The sequence below is a fragment of the Paraburkholderia fungorum genome, from assembly GCF_046026025.1.
Classification (GTDB): domain Bacteria; phylum Pseudomonadota; class Gammaproteobacteria; order Burkholderiales; family Burkholderiaceae; genus Paraburkholderia; species Paraburkholderia fungorum_E.
Genome location: NZ_JAQQFL010000022.1, coordinates 59,230 through 85,629, shown reverse-complemented (window position 1 = coordinate 85,629; position 26,400 = coordinate 59,230). Strand labels below are relative to the sequence as shown.

Here is a 26,400-nt window from a genome sequence, read left to right as displayed (position 1 = left end):
GCCAGGCAGGCGGCGTCAGTGCGGGTCGAGCCACACGTCGTACGGCGTTTCGGGCATCTGCTTGAAACTGCGGAACGACAGCCCGTGCACCCGCGTGCTTGCCGCGATCTGGTCCTCGGGCTGATACAGCGGAACGGCGTAGGCTTCGTCGACGATCACCGTTTGCTGCAACTCGCTGTAAAGGTGCCCTCGGGCGGCGTCGTCGCGCGTGCGCGCTGCCGCATGAAGCCAGTCGGCGAGGCGCGGATCGGCAGTGCGGCTGTAATTGATCACGCCGCCGCGCTCGACCGGAAGATAGTGGTTCTCCGTGTCGATGCCGTCGGTATCCGTGTTCGAATTCGGGATCGCACCGAAGCGCCCGCTGTTGCGCGCGTCCACGTAGGTGCCCGCATCGACGTAGCGGATTTTCAGCTCGACGCCGAGCCGCTGCCGCGCCTGCGCCTGCACGCCCTGCAGCAGCACGTCGCGCTGGTCGCGCACGGTGGCGAGCGCCTGGACGACGTCGATCGAGAGCCGGCGGCCGTCCTTCGTCCGGTAGCCGGCTGAGTCGCGCGCTTGCCAGCCGGCCTGGTCGAGCAGCCGGTTCGCGAGCGCCGGATCGTTGCCGTAACGGTGCTCGATGCCGCGGTCATACAGGGGATCGACGGGGGAGGTGATGCCCCACGCGCGCGTGCGCTTGCCGCGATAAATCGCGGCGACGAGCGCGTCGAGATCGAGCGCCTGCAGGAGTGCGCGGCGCACGAGCGGATCGCTCGTCGGCGGCTGGGTGACGTTCAGATAGAGCGAATAGGGCGAGCCGGTGTTGAGCGCATGGAGGTAGCGCAGGTTCGGCTGTTTCTCGATCAGGCCGGCATCGTTGCCCGAGATGCCTTCGATCACGTCGACCTGCCCGGACAGCAGCGCGCCCGTCCGTACCGAGGATTCGGGCAGAAACCGGTAGACGACCCGATCCAGGTAGGCGGGACCCTGATGGCCGGTCGTCGCGGCCGCCCAGCGATAGTCCGGATTGCGAACGAAATCGGCCTCTTGCCCCTTGCGGTACGACGCGAGGATGAAGGGGCCGGTGCCCGCGACGTCGTGGCCACCCGATTTCAGTTGCGGCGATGCATACGCGGCGGGCGAGATCAGCTTCAGCGCGGCCGCAAACGACAGGAACGGGGCATACGGTTCCCGCAGCGTCAACTGGACCGTATGCGGATCGATCGCGCGCGCCTCGGCGAGGCGTGTTGCGATTCCGCAGATGCTCGATCCCGCACAGTACGACGGGTCGCGGACCTGCTCGAAGTTCTTCACCACGGCGGCCGCGTCGAACGGCGTGCCGTCGGTGAACTTCACGCCGTCACGCAAGGTGAAGGTATAGGTCTTGCCGTCGGCGGACACCCGATAGCCGGTCGCGAGCCACGGCACATAGCTGCCGTCCGGCTTGCGCGCGAGCAGCGATTCGAAGCTCGCGCGCAGGATCAGCTCGGCCTTCGCCTGGCCGTTCAGTTGCGGGTTGAACGTGGTCGGTTCGGTTTCGACGCCCCACGTCAGCGTGCCGCCGGATGGCGGCGCGGCGAATGCGCTGCTGGTGCCCGCGGCTGTGGCTGCCGCTGTTGCTGCCACCAGCGCGCCGGCCACCAGCGCGCGGCATACGAAGCGTCCGGCTGCCGATGTACAGCGCCCAGCCGGGGTTCGGTTCTCGATGACGGGACGTGTCACGGCTTATTTCTTCAGCCAGATGTCGTAGGGGTTCTCGGGCATCTGCGCGAACGAGCGGAAACGGATGCCCTGCACGGCCTTCGCGGCGGCAATCTGATCTTCCGGCTCGTACAGCGGTACCGCGTACGCCTGCTGGTTGATCGCGAAACGCTGCAGTTCGCCGTACAGCTTCTTGCGTTCAGCGAGGTTCTGCGTCTGCGCGGCCGCCTGGAGCCAACGGCTCAGTTCGGGCGCTGGCGCGCGGCTGTAGTTGAGCGCGCCGCCGTGATCGACCGGCAGGTAGTGGCCTTCGATGTCGATCCCGTCGGGCGGCGTGTTCGAGTTCGCGATCGCCCCATACTTCCCGCTCTTGCGGCTGTCGACGTACGTGCCGTCGTCAACGTACTGGATCTTCAGATCCACGCCGAGCCGCTGGCGCGCCTGTGCCTGCAGCGCCTGCAACAGCACGTCCCGCTGGTCGCGCACTGTCGCCTGCGCCTGGACCACCGTGATCGTCAACCGTTCGCCCTGTTTCGTCCGGTAGCCGGCCGGGTCGCGCGCACTCCAGCCTGCCTCGTCGAGCAGCGCGTTCGCGAGCTTCGGATTGTTGCCGTAAGTGTGCTCGACGCTGCTGTCGTACAGCGGATCGATCGGCGAGGTGATGCCCCAGGCGCGGGTGCGTTCGCCGCGGTAGATCGACTGGATGATGCCCGTCACGTCGAGCCCTTCGAGCAGCGCGCGGCGCACCGTCACGTCCTGCGTGGGGCCATACGTGACGTTCAGGAACAGCGAGTAGGGCGTGCCGGTGTTCAGCGCGTGCTGATAGGTGAGATCCGGATTCTTGCGAATCAGCGCGGCGTCATTGCCCGATACGCCCTCGATCACGTCGACCTGTCCGGACAGCAGCGCGCCTGTACGCACCGACGACTCAGGCAGGAACCGGTAGACGACGCCGTCCAGGTACGAGGGGCCTTGATGACCAGCCGTCGACGGAGCCCAGCGATAGTCAGGATTCTTGACGAACTCGATGTCCTGGCCTTTTACGTACTTACGCAGGATGAACGGTCCGGTGCCGGCGATATCCGGGCCGCCCGCCTTAAGCGAAGGCCGGTCGAACGCGTTGGGCGACAACAGCGGCAGGCGCCCGGCGAACGTGAGAAACGGTGCATACGGCGCGTCGAGCGTGATCTCGACGGTATGCGGGTCCGGTGTTTTCACTCCGCTGACGTGCGAGATCAGCCGCGACAGGTTGCTGCCGGCCGAGTACGTGAGGCTGCGCGCATTGAGAAAGTTACGGGCCACGGCCTGCGCGTCGAAGGGCGCGCCGTCGGTGAACTTGACGCCGTCGCGCAGCGTGAACGTGTACGTCTTGCCGTCGGCGGATACCTTGTAGCCTGTCGCGAGCCACGATACGAAACTGCCGTCGGGCTTCTGGACGAGCAGACTTTCGTACGCGTTACGCAGCAGCAGCTCGACCTTGTCCTGTCCGTTCAGTTGCGGATTGAGCGTGCGCGGTTCGGTTTCGACGCCCCAGGTGAGCGTGCCGCCGGACACGGGCGTGCCCTGCGCGAACGTCAGGTGAGGCAGCGCAAGTGCGAGCAGGACGGCGGCCGATGCGGCGCGTCGCGATGCCCGGTGGGCTGACTGCAGCGCCGGAAACGGAAAGTTCATGGATCGAATGCCTTCAGGAAACGAGTAGGAAACAGGGGATGAAAAATGGTGTCGCGCCGCGTACCCGGAATGACGCGTCTCCATGGGCGCGGGGCGTTGGTATCGCTTAAGCCGCCAGCGTGTCCTGATAGAGGTTGGGGAGCAGAATCTTGCGCAACCAGACGAGCGGCGTACCGAGTGCGTTGGTCGAACGATGGAACGGCACGTATCCGTGCCGTTCGTAATACGGTTTCAGCCACGGGTGCTCGACGGCCGTCGCGAGATAGGTCGCCGGCGCCTTGACCTGCGCCTTCAGGAACGTTTCCTCGACATGTTCGAGCAGCGTGTTGCCGAGCCCCTGTCGCTTGTAATCGGGCGCAACAGCGAACCAGTGGATGAACGGATGCGGCGTCAGATGCCGGTCTTCCGGGGTCCACGGGAAGCGGACCGTCAACGTTGCGGCAAGCGCCTTGCTGCCGTCCACCGCCGACTCGCGTTCGAGCACGAAGGTGGTGTGGCTCGCAACCGTGTGCTGAACCCGTTCGACCGGCGAGCGGGCGATCGTGAAGTGGACGCCTTCGCGAGCGAGCGGCGCATAGGCTTGTTGAAGCAGGTCGTACAGGGCCGGTACGTCGTCCGCGCCGGCGATGCGAATGGTGTCGGTCATTTTTCGGCCACAGCCAGGGAATGATGGGCGCGCGCCGGGTTTGCGTCCGTTGCGGTGTGCGTGCTGTCGTGGCCGCTGTGGTTGCCAGCGTCGTGGCCGCCCGCGAGCAGGCGGATCGACGCGATGCGCGGCGCGGCCTCGATGACCGGCGTATCGACAATGAACTCGGCGGGGCCGTAGCGGCGTTGCAGTTCGCCGAGTTCGCGCAGCGCGTCGTCGCGCGTGCCGTGGACGATGTAGGTCTCGCGTTCTTCGATCCGATGCGCGCCGCCACCCGACTGGCGAACAAACGCGTGGGCCTGTTCGAGACTGCCGACGTTAACGGCCTGGGCGTCGCCGACCTGCACGCGAAAGCGCCGGAAACCATCGGCGAGCCGGGCGGCTTCGGCACGCGTGTCGGCGACGACCACCGAAATCGCGAGCAGCGGCGCGCGTCCGCCGGAAGCGGACCGGTAGTGGTCGAATGCGCGCTCGATGTCCGCGGGCGCGGCGTTGATGTGCGCCGCGTAGACGAAATCCCAGCCGAGTTGCGCCGCGAGTGTCGCACTGTCGACGCTCGCGCCCAGTAGGAACGGGTGTGCCGATTCTGGCGGCAGGGGTGTTGCGCGCAGCACGGCTTCGTTGTCTTCGCCGTCGGCTGCCGGTGGGTCGGTCGCGCGCAGGTACTGGTTCAACGCGGACGCCAGTTCCGTGAAATCGCGCCGGTGTGACGGATCGTTCGTTCCTTGCAGCGCGCGCGTGGACAGCGGCAATCCGCCAGGCGCCTTGCCGATACCCATATCGACGCGGCCGGGCGCGAGCGCCGCGAGCAGATTGAAATTTTCCGCGATCTTGTACGGACTGTAATGCTGCAGCATCACACCGCCTGAGCCGACCCGGATCCGGTGCGTGTGCGCAAGCACGTGCGCGATCAGGATTTCGGGCGTTGGGCAGGCGAGCGCGCTCGTGTTGTGGTGCTCGGCGAACCAGTAGCGGTGGTAGCCCCACGTTTCGGCGGCACGTGCGAGGTCGACGCTGCGCGCGAGCGCGTCGGCCGCGCTTTCGCCAAAGGCGATCGGACTCTTGTCGAGAACGCTCAACCTGAAAGCCGGTTTCGCAGCGGCGTGATCGGGCTGGCTGGCTTGATATGTCATTGCATGGGAATCGAATATGGGACAGATAAATCGAAATCGGCGATTCGATTCGGTATCCGACATTATTTTTCGCAGCGTATCGAGCGGTCAAACAATCAAGAAGAATATGGAAAGCCGAAAATATTTGTTCCGGGCGGTAGGGTGCGTTGAGGTATGGTTGGCGAATCAATAAGGAATCCCTATGCATGAGAGAAAAGAGCTGCGGCGCGGATGCCGTGGCGGCCGCATCGTGATATCGACGTTTGCGGCGCAGTGCCGCTCGAACGGCGGGAGCGCAGCATGAGCGTCGCGCGCAGGCGATTGAAGACGCTGGTCGGCGCGGGCAACGTGCTGTACGCGAGCGGCGACGCGGACCTCGCGCAGGGCATTCGCCGCGCGGCTGCGCTGGCGCGCACCGCGGAGGCGCAAAAGATCACGGGTCTTTTTACAGCGGACCTGCTGCAGGCGGACCCGGCCGGATTGGCGGGCAGCACCGGTAGCCAGGAGCCGATCGTGGCACTTGCCGCGCTGAGTCAGGCCACATCGCATATCGGGCTCGTCGCGACCGTATCGACCACTTACCATCATCCGTACAACATTGCGCGGCTGATCGGCACACTCGATCACGTGAGCGGCGGCCGCGCCGCGTGGAACGCGGTTACGTCGTCGGTCGGCGAGGAGAATTTCGGCGACGGCACGCTACCCGATCCGGAGCGCCGGTATGCACGCGCAACGGAGTTTGTCGAAATCGTCAACGCGCTGTTCGACGCGAACGATCCGGCAGCCTCGCGGCGCACGGCGTCAGGCTCGGTATCGGTCGACCCGAGCAAGCTCGGCACGATCGACTATCGCGGCGAGCATTTCCAGGTGCAGGGGCCGCTCAACGTGCCGCCGCCGCCGCAAAGGCGGCCGGTGCTGTTTCAGGCCGGACAGTCGGCGAGCGGTGTGACGCTCGGCGCGCGTTACGCCGAAGTCGTCTACACGTCGCAACCCGCACTCGACGACGCGCACGCGTTTGTGACGGAATTGCGGCGGCAGGCGGTTGGTTTTGGCCGCGCGAACCGATTGCCGTTCGTGATGAACTCGTTTCACTCGGTGATCGGCGAATCCGACGCGGACGTCGCGCGGCGGCTGCGCGAGAAGCACGAGCGGATCGACTATGAACAGGGGAGGCTGAAGCTCGCCGACATGCTCGGCGGCGGCATCGATCTGAGCGGGCTGGCGCTCGACCGTCCCCTGCCCGAAGCACTGCTGCCGGCGGTCGACAGCGTGAACCGGCGGCGCGGGCGTGTCGCGATTTTCCTCCGTTATGCGTCGCAGGGGCTCACGTTACGCGAGCTGATCATTCGCGCGCAGGAAACCGGCCACTGGTCTGTCGCGGGCACACCGGAGCAACTCGCCGATGCGATCGAGGAACGGTATCGCGCAGGGCTGGTCGACATCGTGTCGCTGCATGGACTCGGTCAGCCGGACCAGGAAGATTTGCTGCTGAACGGGCTGTTGCCGGAACTGCGCCGACGCGATCTGATCGACACCGATTATCGTGGCGACGATCTGAGATCGAATCTCGAGCTTCCACCGCTGCAGACAGTCTCAACCGAATCAACTGACGACAGGCGGCACGCAGCGATTGCCGGTTGAGCTGGAGTTGTCGTGAGCGGGTTGAAGAATCGCACTGGCATGGGCTGGTGCGCTGTCGCTCGACCGGGTGGGCAAAATCCGATTGAACCGTGTGGTGTCCCGGCCCGTTCGGCGATGTGGAATGCGATGTGAAATGCGATGTGGATTGAATAGCGCCCGGCGCCCGGGTGCATGACCCCGGGCGCCGGGCGTTGTTTTTGTCAGGCTGCCTTGGCGGCGGCTCGCGATGATTGCGCCGCGGTCTCTTTGCCTGCTTTCGACGCGGCGGCCGTGGCTGCCTCGAAATTGCTTTCTGCAATTTCGACTGCCTGCCGGGTTGCCTTGTTAGCGGTGTCGTAAGCGGTAAAGGCTGCAGTGATCGTCGACTTCAAAAGGGCCACTGCGCCTTCCGAACCAGCCGGTGCGTTCTTTGCCACGCTATCGACAAAGTGTTGCGCGTTCTGGTTGTATTCGGCAAATTGTGTTTCGGCAAACTTAAGAAATTCGGCATGCGTTGCCGAGAGGATTTCATAGGCGTGACGGCTGTATGCCCGGGTTTTTTCGGCAGCGGGCTGCGCGAGAGCGTTCTGAAGCTCGAGCAGATCCTGCGGGTCTTTTCCGGCCAAAGCTTTCTCAGTCGTATCCTGAGTTTCGGCAATGATCGACTTCGCAGCCTGCAGGTTCAGGGTGGTCAGTTTTTCGAAGCCGTCGAAGACCTTGCCTGTCAGGCCGAAGAACGTCTCGACATGGTGCTTTTGTGCTGCGGCGAACTGTTCCTGAGAAAACTGGGTCATCTCTATACTCCCGGGTAGACCTGCACTGGTGGTGACTTCGGAAACATGGTGCGAACGTCGCGAACGTGATATGCCGCAACACGAGGTTCATTCTTGTTGCCGAGAGTAGCGAAGTCAAATGACTTATTCGTGATAGCAAATGTGGACCTGCATCTAACCATTCACGCTACCCCGAATATTGCGCGGCTAGCGCGCCGGGCGGTACCGCCCGCCGCTTTTTTCCGATCGCCGTGGCGGATCACGAAAAAAATGCAAAGCTAATGAAACTTGCTTGTTTTTCGAACCTTTCGAAACGCCTTAGTATCCTTAATTTTTATAATAAACAGGATACCTATGAGCTTGAAGAACAGGCTGCGGGGAAGTATTTTCGGCGCGTTGTTCGCGACCACATTGATGTGCGCCGGCCCGGTACCCGCTCTGGCGGCACCCGGTCACGGCGGAACCCTGACATGGATCGTCACACCGGAACCGGCGTCGATCATTCCTTTGACGACCACCGCCGGGGGTAACGCGGAGATCGGTCCCAAGGTGGTCGAGGGCTTGCTGACCTACGACAAGGACCTCAATGCGAAGCCGCTACTGGCGACCGCATGGTCCGTCAGCAAGGACGGGCTTCAGTATCGCTTTACCTTGCGCCAGGGAGTTAAATGGCACGACGGCAAGCCCTTTACATCCGCCGACGTGGCTTTTTCGATCCTGACGCTAAAGCAGGTCCATCCGCGCGGCCGAAGCACGTTTGCCAACGTGACCGATGTCAAAACGCCAGACCCTTACACAGCGATCATCGAATTGTCGAAGCCGGCGCCGTTTCTGCTGACTGCGCTTTCGGGTTCCGAGTCGCCGATCATCCCGAAGCATCTGTACGAAGGCACGGACATCGTTACCAATCCGTACAACAGTGCGCCGGTCGGCACGGGTCCATTCGTTTTCAAATCGTTCGTGCACGGCAGCTACATTCTGCTGGAGCGCAATCCGGACTACTGGGACAAACCCAAGCCATACGTCGACAAGGTCATCGTGCGCTTTCTCCCTGACGGTGCGGCCCGGGCGGCGGCGCTCGAATCAGGCGCCGCGAACCTTGGCGACCAGGCCATCCCCTTATCGGATGTGAAGCGTTTCAGCGCGCTGCCGAACTTCAATGTGGATACCACCAACTGGCCCTATGTCAGCAATCACCAGCAGTTGATCTTCAATCTGGATACGCCGGTTCTGAAGGACAAGGCGGTGCGCAAGGCGATCTCCCAGGCGGTCGACGTCAATGCCTTGAACCGGGTTGTCTGGTACGGCTACGGCCAGGTGTCGGCGGCCGCGATCGGCGCGGCGAATACGAAGTATCACGATGCCGGCATCCATTATTTTCCGTACGATCTGTCTCAGGCCAATGCCGCACTGGACGCAGCCGGTTTGAAGCGCGGCGCGGACGGCACGCGTTTCAAGCTGCGGCTCCTCTTCAATCCCTTCCAGGACCCTCGTGCAGCGGATTTTGTGCGCCAATCGCTGGCGCGTGTCGGGATCGATGCCGAGATCGAGAGCTACGACTTCGCGACCTACGTGAAGAAGGCATACACCGATCGCGCTTTCGACATCACGCTCGAAGCGCTCGCCAACGTGTTCGATCCGACTGTAGGCGTACAGCGCGTTTTCTGGTCGAAGAACTTCAAGATCGGTCTGCCGTTCTCGAACGCGGCGCACTATTCGAACCCGGAGGTCGACCGTCTGCTCGAAGCGGCCTCGGTGGAGACCGATGAAGCAAAGCGCCGTCAGCTATTCATCCAGTTTCAGCAGATTGTCCACGACGATATTCCGTCGATCGAGTTCGGTGCGAACCCCAACATCACCATTGTCTCGAAGAAGGTGAAGAACTACGCGCCGACTGGCGAAGGTCTGCGCGGCAATTTTGCCGATCTGACCATCGAGCCGTAGCGCACGGCAACCGCGTGCGTTGTGCGCGCTGCGCGTGCCGTGCTTTAAGCCTACGCGCAGCGGGTGAGAACCGTCCGCTCGCTGATGACGTCGAGGCCTGCGGCCGGTTCGCCGGCGATGAGATTCACGTTGCCGTCCGACGCGGTCCTCTAGAACGGCCGGCTGCCCGACAGGCTGATGCGCTTGAGCACGCGCCGTAGCGACGGATCGAATTCCGTGCGCGCATGCAGCGTGGCCTGGTTGTCCCAGTAGACGATGTCGCCGGCCTGCCAGCGGTGCGTGTAGAAGAAGCGGGGCGAACTCAGATGCGCGCGCAACTTCTCGATCAGCGCGGCACCGGCCACCGGGTCGTAGCCGACGATCTCGACTTCGGTGCGCGCGCCCAGATACAGCAACCGCTTGCCGCTTTGCGGGTGCGTGCGCACCAGCGGATGCACCGTCCACGGCTCGAGCGGGGTGATGTCCGGCGTGCGGTAAAGGGGGGAGCCGCTTGCCAGCGGGAACCGGCGGCGCAGGAACGGGTTGTAGGTGATCAGTTTCAGGTCGTCGATCTGGGCACGCGTCGCTTCATCGAGCGCCTCATAGGCGGCCACCAGGTCGTACCAGCTCGTGTCGCCGCCGTCCCCGGGAATTTCGAGGGCATACAGCAACGATCCGGATGACGGTTCGGGCGTCCAGTGGTGATCGGAATGCGCGGGCAAGTCCAGGTTGCCGAGCAGGCCGTCGTCGACATTCGATACGACGACGATGTCCGGCACGATGCCGGATGCATCCGACCCGAGTACGGGCGCATTGCGCGGCGGCGTGTAGACGGAACCGAAATAGGATGCAAGCCGCCGGAACTGGGTGTCGTCCAGTTGCTGGCCGCGAAACACGAGAATGCGATGATCGAGCAGGCCTTGTTTGAGCGCGAGCACCTGCTGCGCGCCGAGTTCGTTGGCCGCGTCGAGCCCGGTGACCTGCGCGCCGAGCGCGGCGTCGAGGCGTTTGACGGCAAAGGGAGCGCGTGCCGACGCGGATGATGTGTTTTCGTCGCGCGTGTGGGCAAGGCTGAAGCGTTCGTTGGGCGGCGCACCGTTCAGATGGAATGCGCCGATCGCTTTTTCGCGCTGAATGGCCGGGTTATGTGAGGCAATCACGCGAGCGTTACGCCAGTGACGATCGAGCCGCAGCCGCTCGCTGGTGGCCGAAGCACCGCCTACTTCGAAGAGCAGCGTGGTTGCTTCGAGCACGTGCCCGATCACGATCTGTTGCGCCTGATAGGCCTCGATGTCGAGCGCGACGTAATCGGCGTCGGTGGTGGTGCCCGCTGCACGCGCCTGATAAATCCGCTCCAGACTGGCCGAGACGGCGTTGACCACGCTTTCCGCCGCGTAAGCCAGACTCGCGAGCCGTCCAATCACGCGTTGCACCAGCGGGTTGTCGCGCGGACTCGACTGCCCGGGTACGCCGAAGGTGCGTGTGTGGTTGCGGGCAAAGGCGCTCGCATCGCGTAACGCGGCGCGAGCGATACCGGCGAGCGTTGCGATGTGCACCGTCTGATAGAACGCGCTCTGGAACGTGTTGCGCCGCGGTTCCGACGAGCGATAGCGAAACAGGATCTGGTCGTCCGCCACGTCGACGTTGTTGAAACGGGTTGTCCCGCTTGCCGTCAGGCGCTGGCCGAAGCCGTCCCAGTCGTCGATGCGTTCCACGCCGGGGGCGTCGCCGCGGACCAGCAGATTGACGTCGTCTTCGCCGTCATGGGCGGCCACATTGATCCAGTCGGCGTAGAGCGAGCCTGTGCTGTAGTACTTCTCGCCGTTCAGGCGCCAGCGGCTGCTGTCGTGCGGATCGCGCGTGAGGGTGACGGAGTTGTGGGTCGAACCGGTCCGCTCGGAAATGGCCGCGCCGACCAGCACACCATGGGCGACGAGCGTGAGCCAGCGTTCACGGGCCGCTTCGTCGCTGCTTTCGAGCCGGGTTTCGATAAAGCCGAAATTGAGCCGCAGAATTTGCGGGAGATTCGAATCCGCTTCGCCCAGCCGGGTCAGCAGCCTGAAAAATTGCGGCAGCGTGACACCGCCGCCGCCGTAACGCTGTGGCACGCGCAATGCGGTAAAGCCGGCGTCGCGCAGCCATTGGACCGCTTCGTAGGCGAGCTCGCGGTTCTGCTCGCGCTCGACAGCGCCTGCCGCGATGCGCTCGAATATCTCGCCGAAGCGCGCCTGCAGAGCGGCATCGGCATCGGCGCCGCGGTGGGTGTCAGCGGCGGAGTTGAACGTGGAGACTTCGGCGTAGTGCTTGGGCAAGGTCGACATGCTGATCGGGGGAAGGGTCGTGGTAACCCGATACCTTAGGCATTGCAAACTGCTTGATCAAACAACGAAACGCCATATGCATATCGGCGCTGCGCGGCGAAGGCTGTTTGAGCGGCGAATCCTGGGTGATAGCGTGGAAAGCCCTGGAAGGTGCCATCGCGTGCTGGGGATCCTACGCTTCTTCAATGCTCAACGCTGTGTTTGCCGTTATGCACCCGACTGCTAAGCATAGTTAAAACGCTCGCTTATCCGTGCGAACCGGCGTTGCTACGATCACAGTTTTATCGTCTCTGATCAGACTGGAATTTCGAGCCGTGACCTTTTCTATCTTTCGTTGGCTCGCGCGCGCGGTGCTGACTTCGCTGCTCGCCGTGAGTGCCGCTCACGCGCAGACTTCCACCAACGCTCCGGCTCCGGTGAAACTACGGATCGGCTATCAGAAGTCTTCAACGCTCATCACCGTCCTGAAGGCGCGTGGCTCGCTCGAGCAGGCGCTGGCGCCGTTGGGCGTGAGCATTACGTGGAATGAATTTGCCAGCGGCTTGCCGCTGACCGAAGCGCTCAATGCCGCCGCGGTCGACTTGAGCGCCGATGTCGCCGATACGGTCCCGGTGTTCGCCCAGGCGGCTCATGCGCGTTTTGTGTATGTCGCGCAGGAGGCGCCTTCGCCGGGAGCCCAGGCCATTATCGTGAAACGCGACGGGCCGCTGCATACGCTCGCCGACCTGAAAGGCCAGCGCATTGCGGTCACCAAAGCGGCCGGCAGCCACTATCTGCTGCTCGCCGCGCTCGCCAAAGCGGGTGTCGCACCGGCTGACGTGCGCATCAGCTACCTGACGCCTGCCGATGGACGTGCCGCCTTCGAGCGCGGCAGCGTGGATGCATGGGTGACCTGGGACCCGTATGTCGCGTCGGTCGACAAAGCGCCGGACGTGCGCATCCTCGCCAACGGCGAAGGCCTCGCTTCCTATCAACGGTACTACCTGGCGTCCAGCAGCTTTGCCGCTGAGCACCCCGATGTGATCGGCACCGTGTTCGCACAGCTGACGTCGGCGGGCAGTTGGGTTCGCGCCCATCCCGACGATGCGGCGAAGCTGCTTGCGCCGATCTGGGGCCTGGATGCGGCGACCATCGAGCGTGCCAATGCGCGCCGCAGCTATGCGGTACGCGCCGTTGATGCGCAGAATTTTGGCGAGCAGCAGAAGATCGCGGACACCTTCTATCGAGCGGGTCTTCTGCCGGCGCCGGTCGATACGGCCACGGCGCAACGCTGGAACTTCACCACGAAGCGGGCCGAAACGGCGGCCGCTTCAAACACCGCTTCTGGTGGATAGGCTGGCGGACGGGCGCTAGCGCTGCGCCGGTCCGCTCTGCCTGAGCATGTCCACTTCGCATGCCCACTTCGCATGTCCACTTCATTAAGCAATCGGCTCGTTAATTTTGGGGAAATCTGCCATGACGGACAACGCGGGAAAAAACCAACGGCCACCCGTGACGGCGTCGGACGGCGCAGTCCGGCATGAGGCGGACGTACTCGTGATCGGCGGCGGTCCGGCCGGCGCGTGGGCTGCGATCAGCGCGGCCGCTAACGGCGAGCGCGTGGTATTGGCGGATAAAGGCTTTTGCGGCACTTCCGGCGCGACCGCACCGGCTGGCACGGCAGTCTGGTACGTGCCGCCTGGCGAGGACGCACGAGATCGTGCAAAAGCGAGTCGTTTCGAGTTGGGCGGCGAACTTGCCGAGCCGGCGTGGATGGATCGCGTCCTCGAGCAGACCTGGATCAATGCGCAGCAACTGGCCGAGTGGGGCTATCCGTTTCCCGTCGATGAAACCGGCGCGCAGCGGCGCACGTCATTGCAAGGGCCCGAGTACATGCGGCTGATGCGCAAACGCGTCAAGGAAGCCAAGGTGCGCATACTCGATCACAGCCCGGCGCTCGAACTGCTCGTCGACGAGCAGGGCACCGTCGCGGGGGCGGCCGGCGTCGACCGTCAGGCGGACGAGAGGTGGATCGTGCGCGCGGGCGCGGTGGTCATCGCGACGGGTGGGTGTGCGTTTCTCAGCAACGCGCTCGGCTGCAACGTGCTCACCGGCGACGGCCAGTTGATGGCCGCCGAGGTGGGTGCGGCCTTGTCGGGCATGGAGTTTTCGAATGCCTATGGCCTGGGGCCGGCGTTTTCATCGGTGACGAAATCGCTGTTCTATAAGTGGGCCTCGTTCTATTACGAGGACAGATCGGTGATCCCGGGTGCTGGCTCCGCGCATGGCCGCGGCGTGATCGCCCGCACCCTGCAGACCCAACCCGTGTTTGCCTGCCTCGATCGTGCCGATGAACAGATTCGAGCGTGGATGCGTACCGCACAACCGAATTTCTTCCTGCCGTTCGATCGGCTCGGCATCGACCCGTTCACGCAGCATTTCCCGGTCACCCTGCGTCTTGAAGGGACCGTGCGGGGAACGGGCGGCCTGCATCTGGTGGACGAGACCTGTGCGACGTCCGTCGAAGGCCTGTATGCGGCCGGTGATGCGGCCACGCGCGAACTGATCTGCGGCGGCTTCACCGGGGGCGGCAGTCATAACGCGGCGTGGGCGATGTCGTCCGGCTTCTGGGCCGGTGCGGGCGCGGCCGACTACGCCCGTTCGCGCGGACGCGCAGGCCTGCGGGGCCGGCTGTTACGGGCGGGCGGCGGCGATGCTCGCCACCTCGCGCTGGATGTATCGCAGCGCGCAGCAACGGACCGAGACACGCGGAATGCATCGACGGCACGAGCACGCCGCGCTCGATCCGGCGCAGAGACATCGCCTGTTGAGCGGCGGTCTGGATGAAGTCTGGATCGACAGGCTGGCCGTGCGGCCATCCGCTACCCGTACCGAAGGAGTGACGGCATGATCGAGATTGTCGACGCTGTGCGCTGCACGGGCTGTAACATCTGCGTGAGGGCATGCCCCACCAACGTGTTCGACATCGTGCCGGGGAGCCCGCCGCGCATTGCCCGGCAAGGGGACTGTCAGACCTGCTTCATGTGCGAGTTGTATTGTCCCGAAGACGCGCTATTCGTGGCGCCTCAGGTGGCGCCGGCGCGAATCGGCGGCTTCGATGCCGACCCTCCGGTCCTCGGCAACTACCGGCGCGCGATCGGCTGGGGCCGCGAGAGAGCGTCGACCGCGAGCCAGGACGCGAGCTATGAGTTGTTGACCCGGACCCATTGAGGGATCCGCGTGATGCGGGCGTGGCCGACTCACGCCTGGCCCTGATTTATTCTCACATCGTTATTCCGCAGCGGAACACAGACGCGCCTGCGCTGCCCGCGACGCGTTAAAACATCGGGTTTATCACTCCAGCAGATAACCGTATCGGATTTGCTTCGTTGTCGCCGTGCGCGCGCGCCGGTAGATTTGTCTGACTTCGCCTTTGCCGGCGTCCTTCGAACAGATTCGACGACGAGTTTCCCGTGACCACTGCCTTTGCATCCACCGCCGCCAGCGCCGCTGACCCTGTCAATCAAGCCCGGCACATCGAAATTCGCGCGTTCGACGGTCCTGTCGGCGCGGAAGTTCTGGGTCTCGATCTCAGCAAGCCGCTCGCTCAGGACGATTTCGCACGCATTCACCGTGCGCATCTGGACCATCACGTGCTGGTGTTTCGCGATCAACGCATCACACCGGATCAGCAGATTGCGTTCAGCCGCCGCTTTGGCCCATTGCAGATTCACGTGTTGCATCAATTCCAGTTGCCGGACTATCCGGAGGTGCTGGTCGTCTCGAACATCGTCGAGAACGGCCAGCCGATCGGTCTCGGCGACGCCGGTCATTACTGGCATTCCGATCTGTCGTACAAGGAGAAGCCGAGCCTCGGTTCGATGCTGCATGCGCAGGAACTGCCCTCGGAGGGCGGCGACACGCTGTTCGCCAACATGCACCTTGCGTGGGACACGTTGCCGGCGCATTTGCGCGGCGCGGTGCAAGGGCGTTCAGCGGAGCACACGTATCTCGCGAAGTACGCGGAATTGCAGAAGCGCAGCCCGTGGCGGCCGAATCTGTCGGCGGAGCAGATTGCCGAGGTGAAGCCGGTGGTGCAGCCGATCGTGCGCACGCATCCTGAGACCGGGCGCCGCGCGCTCTTCGTCAGCGAGCATTTCACGACCCGTGTGATCGGCTTGCCGGAAGACGAGAGCAAATCTCTACTCGAGGAGATCTTCGCGCATAGCGTGCGCCCCGAGCATCTGTACCGGCATCAATGGGCCGAACACGACATGGTGTTCTGGGACAACCGCTCATTGATGCATCTGGCGGCCGGCACACCCGATCACCTGCGCCGAAAACTGTATCGCACGACGATTGAAGGCGACGTGCCGTTCTGACGGCAACGCCGCCCGCCTCAACCACACCCGCACGCCTACACATTCACATGCTGACCGGAGTTCCAATGCTTGCCAGGTTTCACCCGACCGCCGCGCGGTTGTCTTTCTCCCGCCGTCTGACTGCCACGCTGCTGAGTTTGTCGGTGGGCGTGGCCGGCTTCGGCGCAAGCATGCCCGCGCATGCCGAAGGTCAGATCCGCATTGCCGAACAGTTCGGCGTCGTCTATTTGCTGCTGAACGTGGCGCGCGACCAGCAATTCGTCGAGAAAGAAGGGCGTAAGCAGGGACTCGACATCAAGGTCGACTGGGTGAAGCTTTCGGGTGGCGCCGCCGTCAACGACGCGCTGCTTTCCGGCGCGGTGGATATCGCGGGCGCGGGCGTCGGCCCCTTGCTGACGATCTGGGACCGCACGCACGGCAAGCAGAACGTCAAGGGTGTGGCGTCGCTCGGTAACCTGCCGTATTACCTCGTCAGCAACAATCCCGATGTCAAGACGATCGCCGACTTCACCGGGAAGGACCGCATCGCGGTGCCGGCCGTCAATGTGTCGGTGCAATCGCGGGTGTTGCAGTACGCGGCGGCGAAGCGCTGGGGCGACAAGGATTACAACCGCCTCGACAAGTTCACGCAGGCGCTCCCGCATCCCGACGCAGCGGCGGCAATCATCGCGGGCGGCACGGAAATTACCGGACACTTCGGCAATCCGCCGTTTCAGGAGCAGGAACTGGCCGGCAATCCGAAGGCGCACATCGTGCTGAGTTCGTACGACGTGCTGGGCGGCCCGAGTTCGGCGACCGTCCTGTACGCGACGGAGAAATTCCGTGACAACAATCCGAAGACCTATCGCGCATTCGTCGATGCGCTGGCGGATGCCGCACGTTTTATTTCCGCGAATCCCGACGCCGCTGCCGATATCTACATCCGGACGAATCAGTCGAAGATCGACCGTAATCTGCTGCTGAAGGTCATCAAGGATCCGCAAGTGCAGTTCAAGATCGCGCCGCAGAACACGCTCGGACTCGCGCCGTTCATGTATCGCGTCGGAGCGATCAAAAACGAGCCCAAATCGTGGAAGGATTATTTCTTCGACGACCCGGCAACCGCGGCAGGAAGCTGAGCATGATTTTCTTCGCGAGCTTCGCCGGCAACTCATCGGTCCGCGCATCGGTCCGTGCATCGACCCACGCAGTCGGCCTGCAAGGAGTGATCTGATGGTGGCCAATCCTACTTTGCTGTTTCCGAACGACGGTGTTGAAGAGGCCACGCCCGCGACCAGCGAAAGGCTGCTCGCGGTCGAGAACGTCAACCTCGAATACCGCACACGCGACCGGATCGTTCGCGCGACCCACAACGTGAGTTTCGACGTCTACGGCGGCGACCGCTTCGTGCTGCTCGGACCGTCGGGTTGCGGCAAGTCGACCCTGCTCAAAGCGGTAGCCGGATTCATCCAGCCGACGTCCGGCAGCATCGCGCTCGACGGTGAAATCGTGCGAGGTCCCGGTGCCGATCGTATCGTCGTGTTCCAGGAGTTCGACCAGTTGCCGCCGTGGAAAACGGTTCTGCAGAACGTCGCCTTTCCGCTGCGTGTCGCGAGAAAACTGTCGCGCGTGGAAGCCAACGAGCGTGCGCTGCATTACCTGGAGAAGGTCGGGCTCGCATCGTTTGCCAAGGCCTATCCGCATACCTTGTCGGGTGGCATGAAGCAGCGCGTCGCGATTGCCCGCGCGTTGGCGATGCAGCCGCGCGTGCTGCTGATGGACGAGCCGTTCGCCGCGCTCGACGCGCTTACGCGCCGCAAGATGCAGGAGGAACTGCTGCACCTGTGGGAAGAGGTGAACTTCACGCTGCTGTTCGTCACACATTCGATCGAAGAGGCACTGGTGGTCGGCAATCGCATTCTGTTGCTGTCGCCGCATCCCGGCCGCGTGCGCGCGGAGCTCAACAGTCATCAGTATTCGCAGGACAGTTTCGGGCGCAGCGATTTTCAGCGCAGCGTCGCGCGTATTCATCATCTGCTGTTCGAAGAGACGGAGGCCGTGCAATGAGTTCTCCCGCTACGCTGTTGCCGCCGGTTCGCGAAGAGTACGAACGTCCGCTCGAACCGCTGGGCGAACTTGTCCTCGAAGCGCCGCTGCCGCTCGGCAAGCGCATCTTCGAGCAAGGCTGGTTGCGCAAGACACTGGTGGCACTGGTGTTGATCGTGATATGGGAAATCGCCGCGCGCATAATCGACAACGATCTGCTCCTGCCGACTTTCGGCGCGACGTTCAGCGCGTTCATACAAGGGGTGTGGTCCGGCGAACTGCTGCAGAAAACGGCGGTGTCGATGTCCGTGTTGCTGCGCGGCTATCTGCTCGGCGTCGTGCTCGCTTTCGCGCTGACCTCGCTCGCCGTGTCGACGCGTCTGGGCCGTGATGTCCTGTCGATGCTGACGGCAATGTTCAACCCCTTGCCTTCCATCGCGCTCTTGCCGCTCGCGTTGCTCTGGTTCGGCCTGGGTACCGGCAGCCTGCTGTTCGTGCTGGTCCATGCGGTGCTGTGGCCGCTGGCGCTGAACACTTATTCCGGATTTCAATCGGTGCCGGCAACGCTGCGCATGACGGGGCGCAACTACGGGCTCACGGGCATGCGCCATGTGCTGCTGATTCTGGTGCCGGCGGCATTGCCCGCGATTCTCGCCGGCTTGCGGGTAGGCTGGGCCTTTGCGTGGCGCACGCTGATCGCCGCCGAGCTCGTATTCGGCGCGAGTTCTGGCAGCGGTGGGCTGGGGTGGTATATCTTTCAGAATAGGAACGAGTTGTACACGGATCGCGTTTTTGCAGGGCTGGCCGCGGTGATCGTGATCGGCTTGCTGATCGAACATCTGGTGTTCGATACGCTCGAACGCGTGACCGTTCGGCGCTGGGGCGTGCAGCACTAACGGCCGGTTGTCCGCGACAACGGGAGTGTGGAAACGCGCTTAAGTACGACGAAATGCGAGACGCGCGAAAGTTGGCGAAACATCCGGTTGCGCACGCCGTTGCCGGCCTTGAACCCGATCGACAGGAGTACCACGTCATGGGAATGCGCCCAGATCCTACGTTCCACGCATCGCCGAAACTCGCGATGGATGCGCCCGTGGAAGACTTCGCCTACACCTTGCTGCTCAGCCCCGATTTCTCGCAGCCCGACGCGCTCGCGGTCATCGACGTGAAGCCCGGATCGCCGACCTACAGTCAGGTGGTTCATACGGTGCCGGTGCCGAACAAGGGCGACGAGTTTCATCACTTCGGATGGAATGCCTGCTCTTCGTCGCTGTCGCCGCTGACCGGCCACGCTTTCCTCGAACGGCGCTATCTGATCATTCCGGGCATGCGCTCTTCGCGCATCTACATCGTCGATACGCAGCCCCATCCGACCCAGGCGCGAATTCACAAGATCATCGAACCCGAGGAAATTTTCCGCAAGACCGGTTACTCGCGTCCTCATACGGTTCACTGTGGACCTGAAGGAATCTACGTCAGCACGCTCGGTGGCGCCGGGAAAGATGGCACAGACGGGCCACCTGGCATCTTCATCATGGACTGCGAAACGTTCGAGGTTCTCGGCCGCTGGGAGATCGACCGCGGGCCGCAGGAGAAACACTACGATTTCTGGTGGAACCTGCCGCGCGACTACATGGTGTCGAGCGAGTGGGCGTTGCCGCCGCAATTCGAGAATGGGATCGTCCCTGAAGATCTTCTGTCGAACAAGTATGGCCACCGCATCCACTTCTGGGATCTGCGGGCGCGGCGCAACGTGCAAACGATCGATCTCGGCGCCAACCACCAGATGGCGCTCGAAGTGCGGCCCGCGCACGATCCGAGCCGTGAGTACGGCTTTATCGGCGTGGTGGTCGACACGACCAACCTTGAAGGGTCGATCTGGACCTGGTGGCGGGAGGGCGGAAAGTTCCACATTGAAAAGACCGCGACCATTCCGCCCGAGCCCGCCGCCACGGAACTGCTGCCGCCGTTGCTTCAGGGATTCGGCGCGGTGCCGCCGCTCGTCACCGACATCGATCTCTCCATCGACGACAAATTCCTGTACGTCGCCTGTTGGGGAACCGGCGAGATGCGCCAGTACGACGTGACGGAACCCCGCAAGCCGAAACTCACGGGATCGGTCCACATCGGCGGGATCGTACGGCGCACGCCTCACACGAACGGTCAAACTTTTGCGGGCGGTCCGCAGATGATCGAGATCAGCCGGGACGGCAAGCGCGTCTACTGGACCAACTCCCTCTATTCGACGTGGGATAACCAGTTCTATCCGGACGGTGTACCCGCGGCACAGGTGATGGCACGGGCCGAGCCTGATGGTGGCCTCACGCTGGCCGACGACTACTGGGTCGCCTTTCCCGACGGCTACCGGGCTCACCAGATCCGGCTCGAGGGCGGCGATTGCTCGACCGATTCGTTCTGCTACCCATCGGTGGGGACTTGATTGGGGGCGGCTGGCCGCAGACCGGGCTCTGGTTGGCCGTCGCGGCGAGCGGTCTTTATCACGGGCTCAACCCGGCAATGGGCTGGCCGCTTGCCGTCTCGAGCGGGCTGATGGACAGGCGTGCGCGGGCGCTGTTCTCCGCGCTCCTGTATCTCGCGGCCGGGCACGTAGTGGCGATGTTCGTGGTGATGGTGCCTTTCGCCATGCTGGCGATCCTGCTCGCCTGGCAGCGCGAGATCCAGATCGGCGCGAGTGTGCTGGTGATTGGTTTTGGCGCGTGGCTTCTGATCTGGCGGCGTCATCCGCGTGTACTCGCGCGGATTCCACCGTCGCGGCTCGCGCTCTGGTCGTTCGCCGTGGCCATCGCGCACGGCGCGGGGTTGATGCTCGTGCCGGTCTACCTGGGCCTGTGCCGGTCCTACGACATCGATCAGGGTCATCGGGCCGCGCGGGCCCTGATCGATGCCAATCTGGGCATGGCGCTGCTTGTCTCCGGCGTGCATGCCACGGCCATGATCGCTGTCGGCGGACTCCTCGCGTGGTTGGTCTACCGCTACCTGGGGCTGAAGTTCGTGTCGCGGAGCTGGTTCAATCTGGACGCGGTCTGGGCGGTGAGCCTTATTCTGGTGGGCACGCTTTCGTTGGTGTTCAACGCTGCGGTACCAGCCGGCGAGGGGTGATATCGGCCGAGCCGATGGTGTGGCGCGTGCCGCTCTCGTCGAGATACTGGAACAGGTCGTGCCCCGGCAGTTCCGCGCAGCGCCGTACGATGCGCTTGACGCGCGGATGGTCCACCGCGACATCGTGCTCGATACCGCTCTTGCCGCGGAACTTCAGGCGCAATTGGCCTGCTTCGATCTTCACATGCTTCTTGCGCAGCGTCGTCAAACCGTACGACTGGTTATCGCGCGCGTATTCGACACTGCCGACTCGGATGAGCGTCGTGTCGAGCAACTGCACGATTGCGGCAATGACCTTGTCGCAAGGCATCCCTGGCAACTTCAGATCGCGTGCGACGCGCGCGCGGATTTTCGGCAACGCGCGGGCGAAAGCGGCCATGCGCTCGTATTTGTCGGTGTCGCGCGTTTCGCGCCAGCGCGGGTGATAGCGATACTGTTTGCGGCCGCGCGCGTCGCGGCCTGTCGCCTGTAGATGGCCCCGTGCGTTCGCGCAGATCCACACCTCTTCGTAAGCAGGCGGAATCGCCAGCGCCTCGATGCGGGCAATTTCGTCGCTGTCGGTCATGCATTTGCCTGCCACGTCGAAGTACGCGAAGCCGTCCTTGTCCCGCTTGCGGGTGTAGCCGGGCTGGGTGTCGTCTGTATACCGCAGCCCCGGCGCCATCGTGACGGAACCGGGCTGGAGCATCGTGTTGTCAGAGCGGCGCTGGAGCGGGTGGGTGGTGGCTGGCATCGTGGTGAGTAAAAGTTCTGGACGGGAGCACGCGGATTGAGCCGGTGTCCCGCTAATAGCAAAGCCGGTGCCTGACGCACGGGCGGTCTTGCCTTCGGGATGGCGTCGTTCAGGCACGCCGCATGCGAGTGGACCCCTGAACGCTGCTGCCGCATGAAAAGTGCGGCGGCGAATCTCACGATCGACGAAACCTGGAGGTATTGAATGGCTACGAACGTTGTTTCTGTGCTGAATGATCTGGTCGAAACGTCGAAGGACGGCGAGAAGGGCTTTCTCAAGGCCGCCGAAGACGCACATGACCCGCAACTGAAAACCCTGTTTCAGTCGCGGGCAACCGACTGCGCGCGCGGCGCGCGTGAACTGCAGGATGCGGTTCAAGGCATGGGCGGTAAACCCGAATCGCACGGCAGTGTAAGCGGCGCCTTGCATCGCGGCTGGGTCGATGTGAAGTCGGCGGTCGCGAATCGCAGCGATCACGACATCCTTGCTGAATGCGAAAAGGGCGAGGATGTCGCCAAGAAGCGCTATCACGACGCGCTTGAAAAGGAATTGCCGCCGGACGTGCGCGGGATTGTCGAGCGCCAGTATCAGGGCGTGCTGCAAAACCATGACCGCGTACGCGACCTGCGTGATCAGTACGCTGCGGCAAAGCCTTAATTGACAGAGGCGGGGGTATCGCTCGATACCCCCAGCAGCGCCCGGGCTGCAGTGATATTGCATCTGGGCGCGCCTATGCCGCCAACGCAAGGGGTATCTCCATGGCAGGAAAACCCGGCGCCCGTCCGCCCGCTACACCGGCTGACGGCAGCAAAACGCAGGACCTCGAACCGTTTCGCGTCAGTCCGGGCGGTGCGTCGCTGGCGCAAACGGTACCGGCATAACGTAAGGATAGTTAAGGAATTAGAAATGGTGCGGCATAAGGCGGATGTTTCCGACGGCGACTTCGAGATCTACACGACCTATCACGGCACGAGCGACGGCCGGTACGTGGGCGGCCTCAGGGTCATCAGAAAGTCCGACCGCAAGATCCTGTTTCCGTTTGAAGGCGCGCCGCAGATCGGACCTTATGCGACGCCGGCGCAAGCACGTGAGGCGGCCGTGGAGTATGGCCGCCAGATCATCGCGACGGACCGGGCAGCGCCCGAGAAGTAATGATGTTGCCAGGGCAAGGCGTGCGGCTGGATGCCCTGGTAAGTTTGCGAACGTTGGTTTAAAACCCGTGCCGCACAGAAAACGTCGCGCCCGTGCTGTGTGAGTGGAGAACCGCGACACGCGCTGTTGCAGAAAAAGCCCAGTCGTTGACGACCAACGACAGCTTTCGCTGCGGTTGTGCACCGAGCGTCAGAGTCGCGTTCGGTATATCGACCATGGAGAGTTGTGGCGCCGTCGACGGGCCCAGAGAGAGGTAATCCGACGTCTGCTGCGGCACCGCCCCAGGCGTTGGCGCCCGCGTCCCGGCGCCGAACCGGAAGTCGTGCGTTACCGGTGTGCTATAGAAATTCTCGATTTGCGCGTAAGAGAGATTTGCCTGATCCGACTGGTATTCAAATTCATAACGTTGCGGTTCCGGAATGGGCGGAACGACCTTCACCGACGGCGGCGCGATACTCGCAACGGTCATCTCTTCGCGCGAATCGATGGCAAGGTCGCCCGCGAACGCATGCCCGCTCAGCAAAAAAATCATTGCGCCGGCAATTCTTTCGCATGGGCAGCGCATGGCATGCCTCCGATGAAGGAATTGAAACGTCACTCTACTGACACGCGATGTCTGAACCGGACCGCCTTCACATTCCTGCTTGCATCCACATATTGTAGTCAGTCCTTCGCGTATGGCTACCCATCTCTGTAGCGTCCGGCGCTGAGGAACAGCGCTTGCTGCGCACCAGAATGCCGCCAGGCAATCCGGTGCAAACCGCAAATTGCGCAAGCCCTGGGCGGGCTTTTTTTGCTGGTCTCACAAGGAGCATGAGCATGGAAACCATGACGGTGGAAGAACGCATCAGGACCCGGGCCTACCATTTGTGGGAGCGGGCGACCGAACCCAGGGGGACACCTGAGGAATACTGGGAACAGGCACGCGCCGGGATCGAGGATGAAGACGCGCATGCCGACGCGTCGGGCGTGCCCACGGAACCACCCGGAACGCTGTGAGGGTAGTCGGCGATTCATTGCCCGTACGGTTTCGGCGAACGCGGCCCGCGTGAATGGGAGCAGCAGAATGAATCCGCTCGAAAGCCCGGGTTTACCCGTTTCCTGCAAGGCCGCGGCGGTAGGCGTGCCACGGGTTTCAGCGTCGGCGTTAAGCGGATCCTACCCGGCGCGGCGTTCGTTTGATATTCCTTGTGGATACGCTCAAAGTACCCTCAAAGCAATAGAACGCTCATGACCGCCGCCACTACCAGCGTACCGGCGGCGGCTACCAGCGAACTGGAGAAGGTGTGGCTTTGCGCATGGAGTGCGTTAGCCGCCATCGGCCCGGCGATCTGTCCGATACCGTAGACCACCGTCATGATCGCCATCAGGTTGCCTCGAACCTTGCTCGCCACGCGCTGCGCCGCGGGCATGGCAATGGTTACCGTTCCCATGAACGTTCCGCCCACGAGCAGTGCGCTGAGCAGATACCCGGCCGCGGATTGCGCGATGGTTGGCAGAGCGACCCCTGCTGCCTGGATGATCAGGTTTATCAGTAGTGCTGCACGTGTTCCGAGCCGCTCGTGAATACGATGCCACAGGAAGCAGGAGGGCGCGGCGCCGAGCCCGAAGACCGCCCAGACGTGGGCGGCATCTACATTCGGCAAGCTGCTCCTGACCAGCAGCGGCAAGTAGGTGGCAGTGACGATGTAGCCCAGGCCCGCGAGACCATAGATCGCCACCAGCGGCCAGGGTTTGACTGCTTTCTGCTTGCCGGATGTGGACCCGCTCGCTGAACCGAGCGTCGCGGAACCATGGGCAACCAGCCCCGGCGTGGCAGCCAGCCCGATGATCAGGCTCGTCACGCCGAGCAACAGCCAAAGCCCTTTGCTGTGCAACCCGGCATGGGCGCCCGCCACCAGAAGTTCGGCGGACACCGCAATGCCGATGCCCACACCCGCATAGAGCAGGGGCGCCCGGTGAAGCAGCCGGCGATGTTCGAGGAGCCAGAGTGAGGCGGCGACCATCGCGAGCGCACTGAATACGCCGGCGATGCCGCGGACCGCCACAACCATCCACGTCGAGTCGAGGACGCACAGAACGGCCAGGCAAAGCGCGGTGCCGGCCATGGACCAGAGGCACAAACGGTGCGCACTATGAGCCTGGGCCCGGATCGCCAGCAAGGCGCCGAGCAGGTAGCCTGCGTAGTTTGCGGACGCCGCCAGGCTGCCTCCATGCAGACTGAGCAAGCCCTCTTCCACCATGTGCGGATAGATGGCGGTGAATGCGAAGCGACCAAAGCCCATGCCGACGGCCATGATCAAGGCTGCGTCGATAGCCGGGCGCAGGCTGGCGCCGGTCCGTGCTGCAATGCTGCTCATCGTTCAACTCTCTTCAATTGATTCAGCAGATTCTGGAAGGCTGGAACGTCATAGCCCGAACGCCACAGCAGACAGGTTTCGACTTGCCCGGCCGGCAGCGTCTTCAGATCAGCGGGAACCTTGGCCAGTTCAAGGACGCTCTTCGGCAGCACCGTGACGCAGGCTCCGGCAGCAACGCACGCGATCATGGCGTGGTACGAGCCCATTTCCTGGACTTGCCAGCCAGGTGAATCAGGGATGCCGAGCAGCGCCTCCGCGATGGCGCGGTAGGAACAACCCTGGATGAACGCAGCCAGCGATCGCGTCCGGATTTCCCGGGCGCTGCCGGCGGACGCTTCGCTGGCGGGTGCCAGCAGCAGCAGTTCTTCGAGCCATGCTTTTTCGGCGACGAGACCCATGTCCGCCAGTGAGGCGTCGTCACCCGCTGCCGGCGGCAAGGCGAGGAATGCGCAGTCCAGTCTGCCGGTGCGGACCTGTTCCAGTAACTGGCGTGAGGGTCCTGTTGTGACCTCGAGCCGTGTGGTCGGATAGCGAGCATGATATGCAGCGAGCACGGCGGGCAGACGGCTGGCGGCCGTACTTTCCATACAGCCCATGCGCAGGACGCCGCCATCCAGACCGCCCGTGACCACGTGCCGGGCTTCTTCTTCCAATGCCAGCAAGCGCTTTGCGTAGTCGAGAAAGCGCTCGCCGGCCGTCGACAGGCTGAACCGCTTACCGCTGCGCACAAAAAGCTCCACGCCCACGTCGGCTTCCAACTGCTGAATCCGCGTGGTCACGTTGGATTGCACCCTGCCAAGGCGGCTTGCCGCGCGTGTGATGCTCAGTTCCGCCGCCACGACGCAGAAGATGGTGAGCGATTCCAGATCCATGTTGTTCTCTAATAAGAAATGATAGAATGAG

The 26,400-nt window shown here is 63.4% G+C and carries 23 protein-coding genes and 4 pseudogenes; 16 read left to right on the top strand and 11 right to left on the bottom strand.

What is annotated here, in order from left to right; translation table 11 throughout:
- Window positions 1-15 precede the first annotated feature (15 nt).
- The 4 genes from PQR67_RS23120 to PQR67_RS23105 all read right to left on the bottom strand — a co-directional run bounded on the left by PQR67_RS23120 (window position 16) and on the right by PQR67_RS23105 (window position 5,130).
- Complete coding sequence (locus PQR67_RS23120; protein ID WP_408464411.1) at window positions 16-1,701, bottom strand: ABC transporter substrate-binding protein; 1,686 nt, start codon at window positions 1,699-1,701, stop codon at window positions 16-18.
- A 3-nt stretch (window positions 1,702-1,704) separates the two neighbouring features.
- The gene (locus PQR67_RS23115) at window positions 1,705-3,351 is read right to left on the bottom strand and encodes an ABC transporter substrate-binding protein (protein WP_408464409.1); all 1,647 of its coding nucleotides are present in this window, start codon (window positions 3,349-3,351) and stop codon (window positions 1,705-1,707) included.
- A gap of 106 nt (window positions 3,352-3,457) precedes the next feature.
- The gene (locus PQR67_RS23110; protein ID WP_408464407.1) at window positions 3,458-3,997 is read right to left on the bottom strand and encodes a GNAT family N-acetyltransferase; all 540 of its coding nucleotides are present in this window, start codon (window positions 3,995-3,997) and stop codon (window positions 3,458-3,460) included.
- On the bottom strand, window positions 3,994-5,130 hold the full coding sequence (locus tag PQR67_RS23105; RefSeq protein ID WP_408464405.1) for an MsnO8 family LLM class oxidoreductase: 1,137 nt from the start codon (window positions 5,128-5,130) through the stop codon (window positions 3,994-3,996). Before PQR67_RS23105 ends, PQR67_RS23110 begins: the two co-directional genes overlap by 4 nt.
- 279 nt (window positions 5,131-5,409) lie before the next feature.
- On the opposite strand from PQR67_RS23105, the gene PQR67_RS23100 reads away from it, so the two are divergent.
- Window positions 5,410-6,750: an NtaA/DmoA family FMN-dependent monooxygenase gene (locus tag PQR67_RS23100; protein ID WP_408464403.1), complete on the top strand. Its 1,341-nt coding sequence runs from the start codon at window positions 5,410-5,412 to the stop codon at window positions 6,748-6,750.
- Window positions 6,751-6,950: 200 nt separating this feature from the next.
- Here the strand turns inward: PQR67_RS23100 and PQR67_RS23095 are convergent, their stop codons facing one another.
- Window positions 6,951-7,523, bottom strand: a complete 573-nt coding sequence (locus PQR67_RS23095; RefSeq protein ID WP_408464401.1) for a phasin family protein — start codon at window positions 7,521-7,523, stop codon at window positions 6,951-6,953.
- A 333-nt stretch (window positions 7,524-7,856) separates the two neighbouring features.
- On the opposite strand from PQR67_RS23095, the gene PQR67_RS23090 reads away from it, so the two are divergent.
- Window positions 7,857-9,446 (top strand): ABC transporter substrate-binding protein, encoded by a 1,590-nt coding sequence (locus tag PQR67_RS23090; protein ID WP_408464399.1) that lies wholly within the window; start codon window positions 7,857-7,859, stop codon window positions 9,444-9,446.
- 149 nt (window positions 9,447-9,595) lie between these two features.
- Here the strand turns inward: PQR67_RS23090 and PQR67_RS23085 are convergent.
- Together PQR67_RS23085 and PQR67_RS23080 are read right to left on the bottom strand one after the other, a co-directional pair.
- A pseudogene (locus tag PQR67_RS23085) lies at window positions 9,596-10,378 on the bottom strand (TauD/TfdA dioxygenase family protein); the annotation flags it as partial.
- A gap of 96 nt (window positions 10,379-10,474) precedes the next feature.
- Window positions 10,475-11,746 (bottom strand): annotated as a pseudogene (locus PQR67_RS23080) (acyl-CoA dehydrogenase family protein); the annotation flags it as partial.
- 314 nt (window positions 11,747-12,060) lie between these two features.
- Between PQR67_RS23080 and PQR67_RS23075 the strand changes: the two are divergent.
- The 10 genes and pseudogenes from PQR67_RS23075 to PQR67_RS23030 all read left to right on the top strand — a co-directional run bounded on the left by PQR67_RS23075 (window position 12,061) and on the right by PQR67_RS23030 (window position 21,252).
- The gene (locus PQR67_RS23075) at window positions 12,061-13,080 is read left to right on the top strand and encodes an aliphatic sulfonate ABC transporter substrate-binding protein (RefSeq protein WP_408464397.1); all 1,020 of its coding nucleotides are present in this window, start codon (window positions 12,061-12,063) and stop codon (window positions 13,078-13,080) included.
- Between the two features lie 121 nt (window positions 13,081-13,201).
- A pseudogene (locus PQR67_RS23070) lies at window positions 13,202-13,834 on the top strand (FAD-dependent oxidoreductase); the annotation flags it as partial.
- A 604-nt stretch (window positions 13,835-14,438) separates the two neighbouring features.
- Window positions 14,439-14,636: a hypothetical protein gene (locus tag PQR67_RS23065; protein ID WP_408464395.1), complete on the top strand. Its 198-nt coding sequence runs from the start codon at window positions 14,439-14,441 to the stop codon at window positions 14,634-14,636.
- The gene (locus PQR67_RS23060; RefSeq protein WP_408464393.1) at window positions 14,633-14,956 is read left to right on the top strand and encodes a 4Fe-4S dicluster domain-containing protein; all 324 of its coding nucleotides are present in this window, start codon (window positions 14,633-14,635) and stop codon (window positions 14,954-14,956) included. The genes PQR67_RS23065 and PQR67_RS23060 overlap by 4 nt, the downstream gene beginning before the upstream one ends.
- Before the next feature lie 242 nt (window positions 14,957-15,198).
- The gene (locus tag PQR67_RS23055; RefSeq protein ID WP_408464391.1) at window positions 15,199-16,107 is read left to right on the top strand and encodes a TauD/TfdA dioxygenase family protein; all 909 of its coding nucleotides are present in this window, start codon (window positions 15,199-15,201) and stop codon (window positions 16,105-16,107) included.
- Window positions 16,108-16,172: 65 nt separating this feature from the next.
- A complete protein-coding gene (locus PQR67_RS23050; RefSeq protein ID WP_408464389.1) occupies window positions 16,173-17,225 on the top strand; it encodes an ABC transporter substrate-binding protein in 1,053 nt (350 codons plus the stop codon).
- Window positions 17,226-17,319: 94 nt separating this feature from the next.
- The gene (locus PQR67_RS23045) at window positions 17,320-18,153 is read left to right on the top strand and encodes an ABC transporter ATP-binding protein (RefSeq protein WP_408464387.1); all 834 of its coding nucleotides are present in this window, start codon (window positions 17,320-17,322) and stop codon (window positions 18,151-18,153) included.
- Window positions 18,150-19,028 (top strand): ABC transporter permease, encoded by an 879-nt coding sequence (locus tag PQR67_RS23040; protein ID WP_408464385.1) that lies wholly within the window; start codon window positions 18,150-18,152, stop codon window positions 19,026-19,028. The genes PQR67_RS23045 and PQR67_RS23040 overlap by 4 nt, the downstream gene beginning before the upstream one ends.
- Before the next feature lie 137 nt (window positions 19,029-19,165).
- On the top strand, window positions 19,166-20,572 hold the full coding sequence (locus PQR67_RS23035) for a selenium-binding protein SBP56-related protein (protein WP_408464383.1): 1,407 nt from the start codon (window positions 19,166-19,168) through the stop codon (window positions 20,570-20,572).
- Window positions 20,569-21,252, top strand: a complete 684-nt coding sequence (locus tag PQR67_RS23030) for a hypothetical protein (RefSeq protein ID WP_408464520.1) — start codon at window positions 20,569-20,571, stop codon at window positions 21,250-21,252. The genes PQR67_RS23035 and PQR67_RS23030 overlap by 4 nt, the downstream gene beginning before the upstream one ends.
- Here PQR67_RS23030 and PQR67_RS23025 read toward each other — a convergent pair.
- A pseudogene (locus PQR67_RS23025) lies at window positions 21,251-21,940 on the bottom strand (DNA topoisomerase IB); the annotation flags it as partial. The gene PQR67_RS23030 and the pseudogene PQR67_RS23025 overlap by 2 nt on opposite strands.
- A 249-nt stretch (window positions 21,941-22,189) precedes the next feature.
- Between PQR67_RS23025 and PQR67_RS23020 the strand changes: the two are divergent.
- From PQR67_RS23020 to PQR67_RS23010, 3 genes are all read left to right on the top strand, one after another.
- Entirely contained in the window at window positions 22,190-22,642 is a 453-nt protein-coding gene (locus PQR67_RS23020; RefSeq protein WP_408464381.1) for a PA2169 family four-helix-bundle protein, read from the top strand.
- 101 nt (window positions 22,643-22,743) lie between these two features.
- Window positions 22,744-22,866, top strand: coding sequence for a hypothetical protein (locus PQR67_RS23015; protein ID WP_408464379.1), 123 nt, complete (start codon window positions 22,744-22,746; stop codon window positions 22,864-22,866).
- A 25-nt stretch (window positions 22,867-22,891) separates the two neighbouring features.
- Window positions 22,892-23,137: a DUF6723 family protein gene (locus tag PQR67_RS23010; protein WP_408464377.1), complete on the top strand. Its 246-nt coding sequence runs from the start codon at window positions 22,892-22,894 to the stop codon at window positions 23,135-23,137.
- A 58-nt stretch (window positions 23,138-23,195) separates the two neighbouring features.
- Here the strand turns inward: PQR67_RS23010 and PQR67_RS23005 are convergent, their stop codons facing one another.
- Window positions 23,196-23,735: a hypothetical protein gene (locus PQR67_RS23005; protein ID WP_408464375.1), complete on the bottom strand. Its 540-nt coding sequence runs from the start codon at window positions 23,733-23,735 to the stop codon at window positions 23,196-23,198.
- A gap of 221 nt (window positions 23,736-23,956) precedes the next feature.
- Here PQR67_RS23005 and PQR67_RS23000 point away from each other — a divergent pair, with 221 nt between their 5' ends.
- Window positions 23,957-24,136, top strand: a complete 180-nt coding sequence (locus PQR67_RS23000; RefSeq protein WP_408464373.1) for a DUF2934 domain-containing protein — start codon at window positions 23,957-23,959, stop codon at window positions 24,134-24,136.
- Between the two features lie 212 nt (window positions 24,137-24,348).
- Here the strand turns inward: PQR67_RS23000 and PQR67_RS22995 are convergent, their stop codons facing one another.
- On the bottom strand, window positions 24,349-25,497 hold the full coding sequence (locus PQR67_RS22995; protein WP_408464371.1) for a YbfB/YjiJ family MFS transporter: 1,149 nt from the start codon (window positions 25,495-25,497) through the stop codon (window positions 24,349-24,351).
- Complete coding sequence (locus PQR67_RS22990) at window positions 25,494-26,369, bottom strand: LysR substrate-binding domain-containing protein (protein ID WP_408464369.1); 876 nt, start codon at window positions 26,367-26,369, stop codon at window positions 25,494-25,496. The genes PQR67_RS22995 and PQR67_RS22990 overlap by 4 nt, the downstream gene beginning before the upstream one ends.
- Window positions 26,370-26,400: the final 31 nt, after the last annotated feature.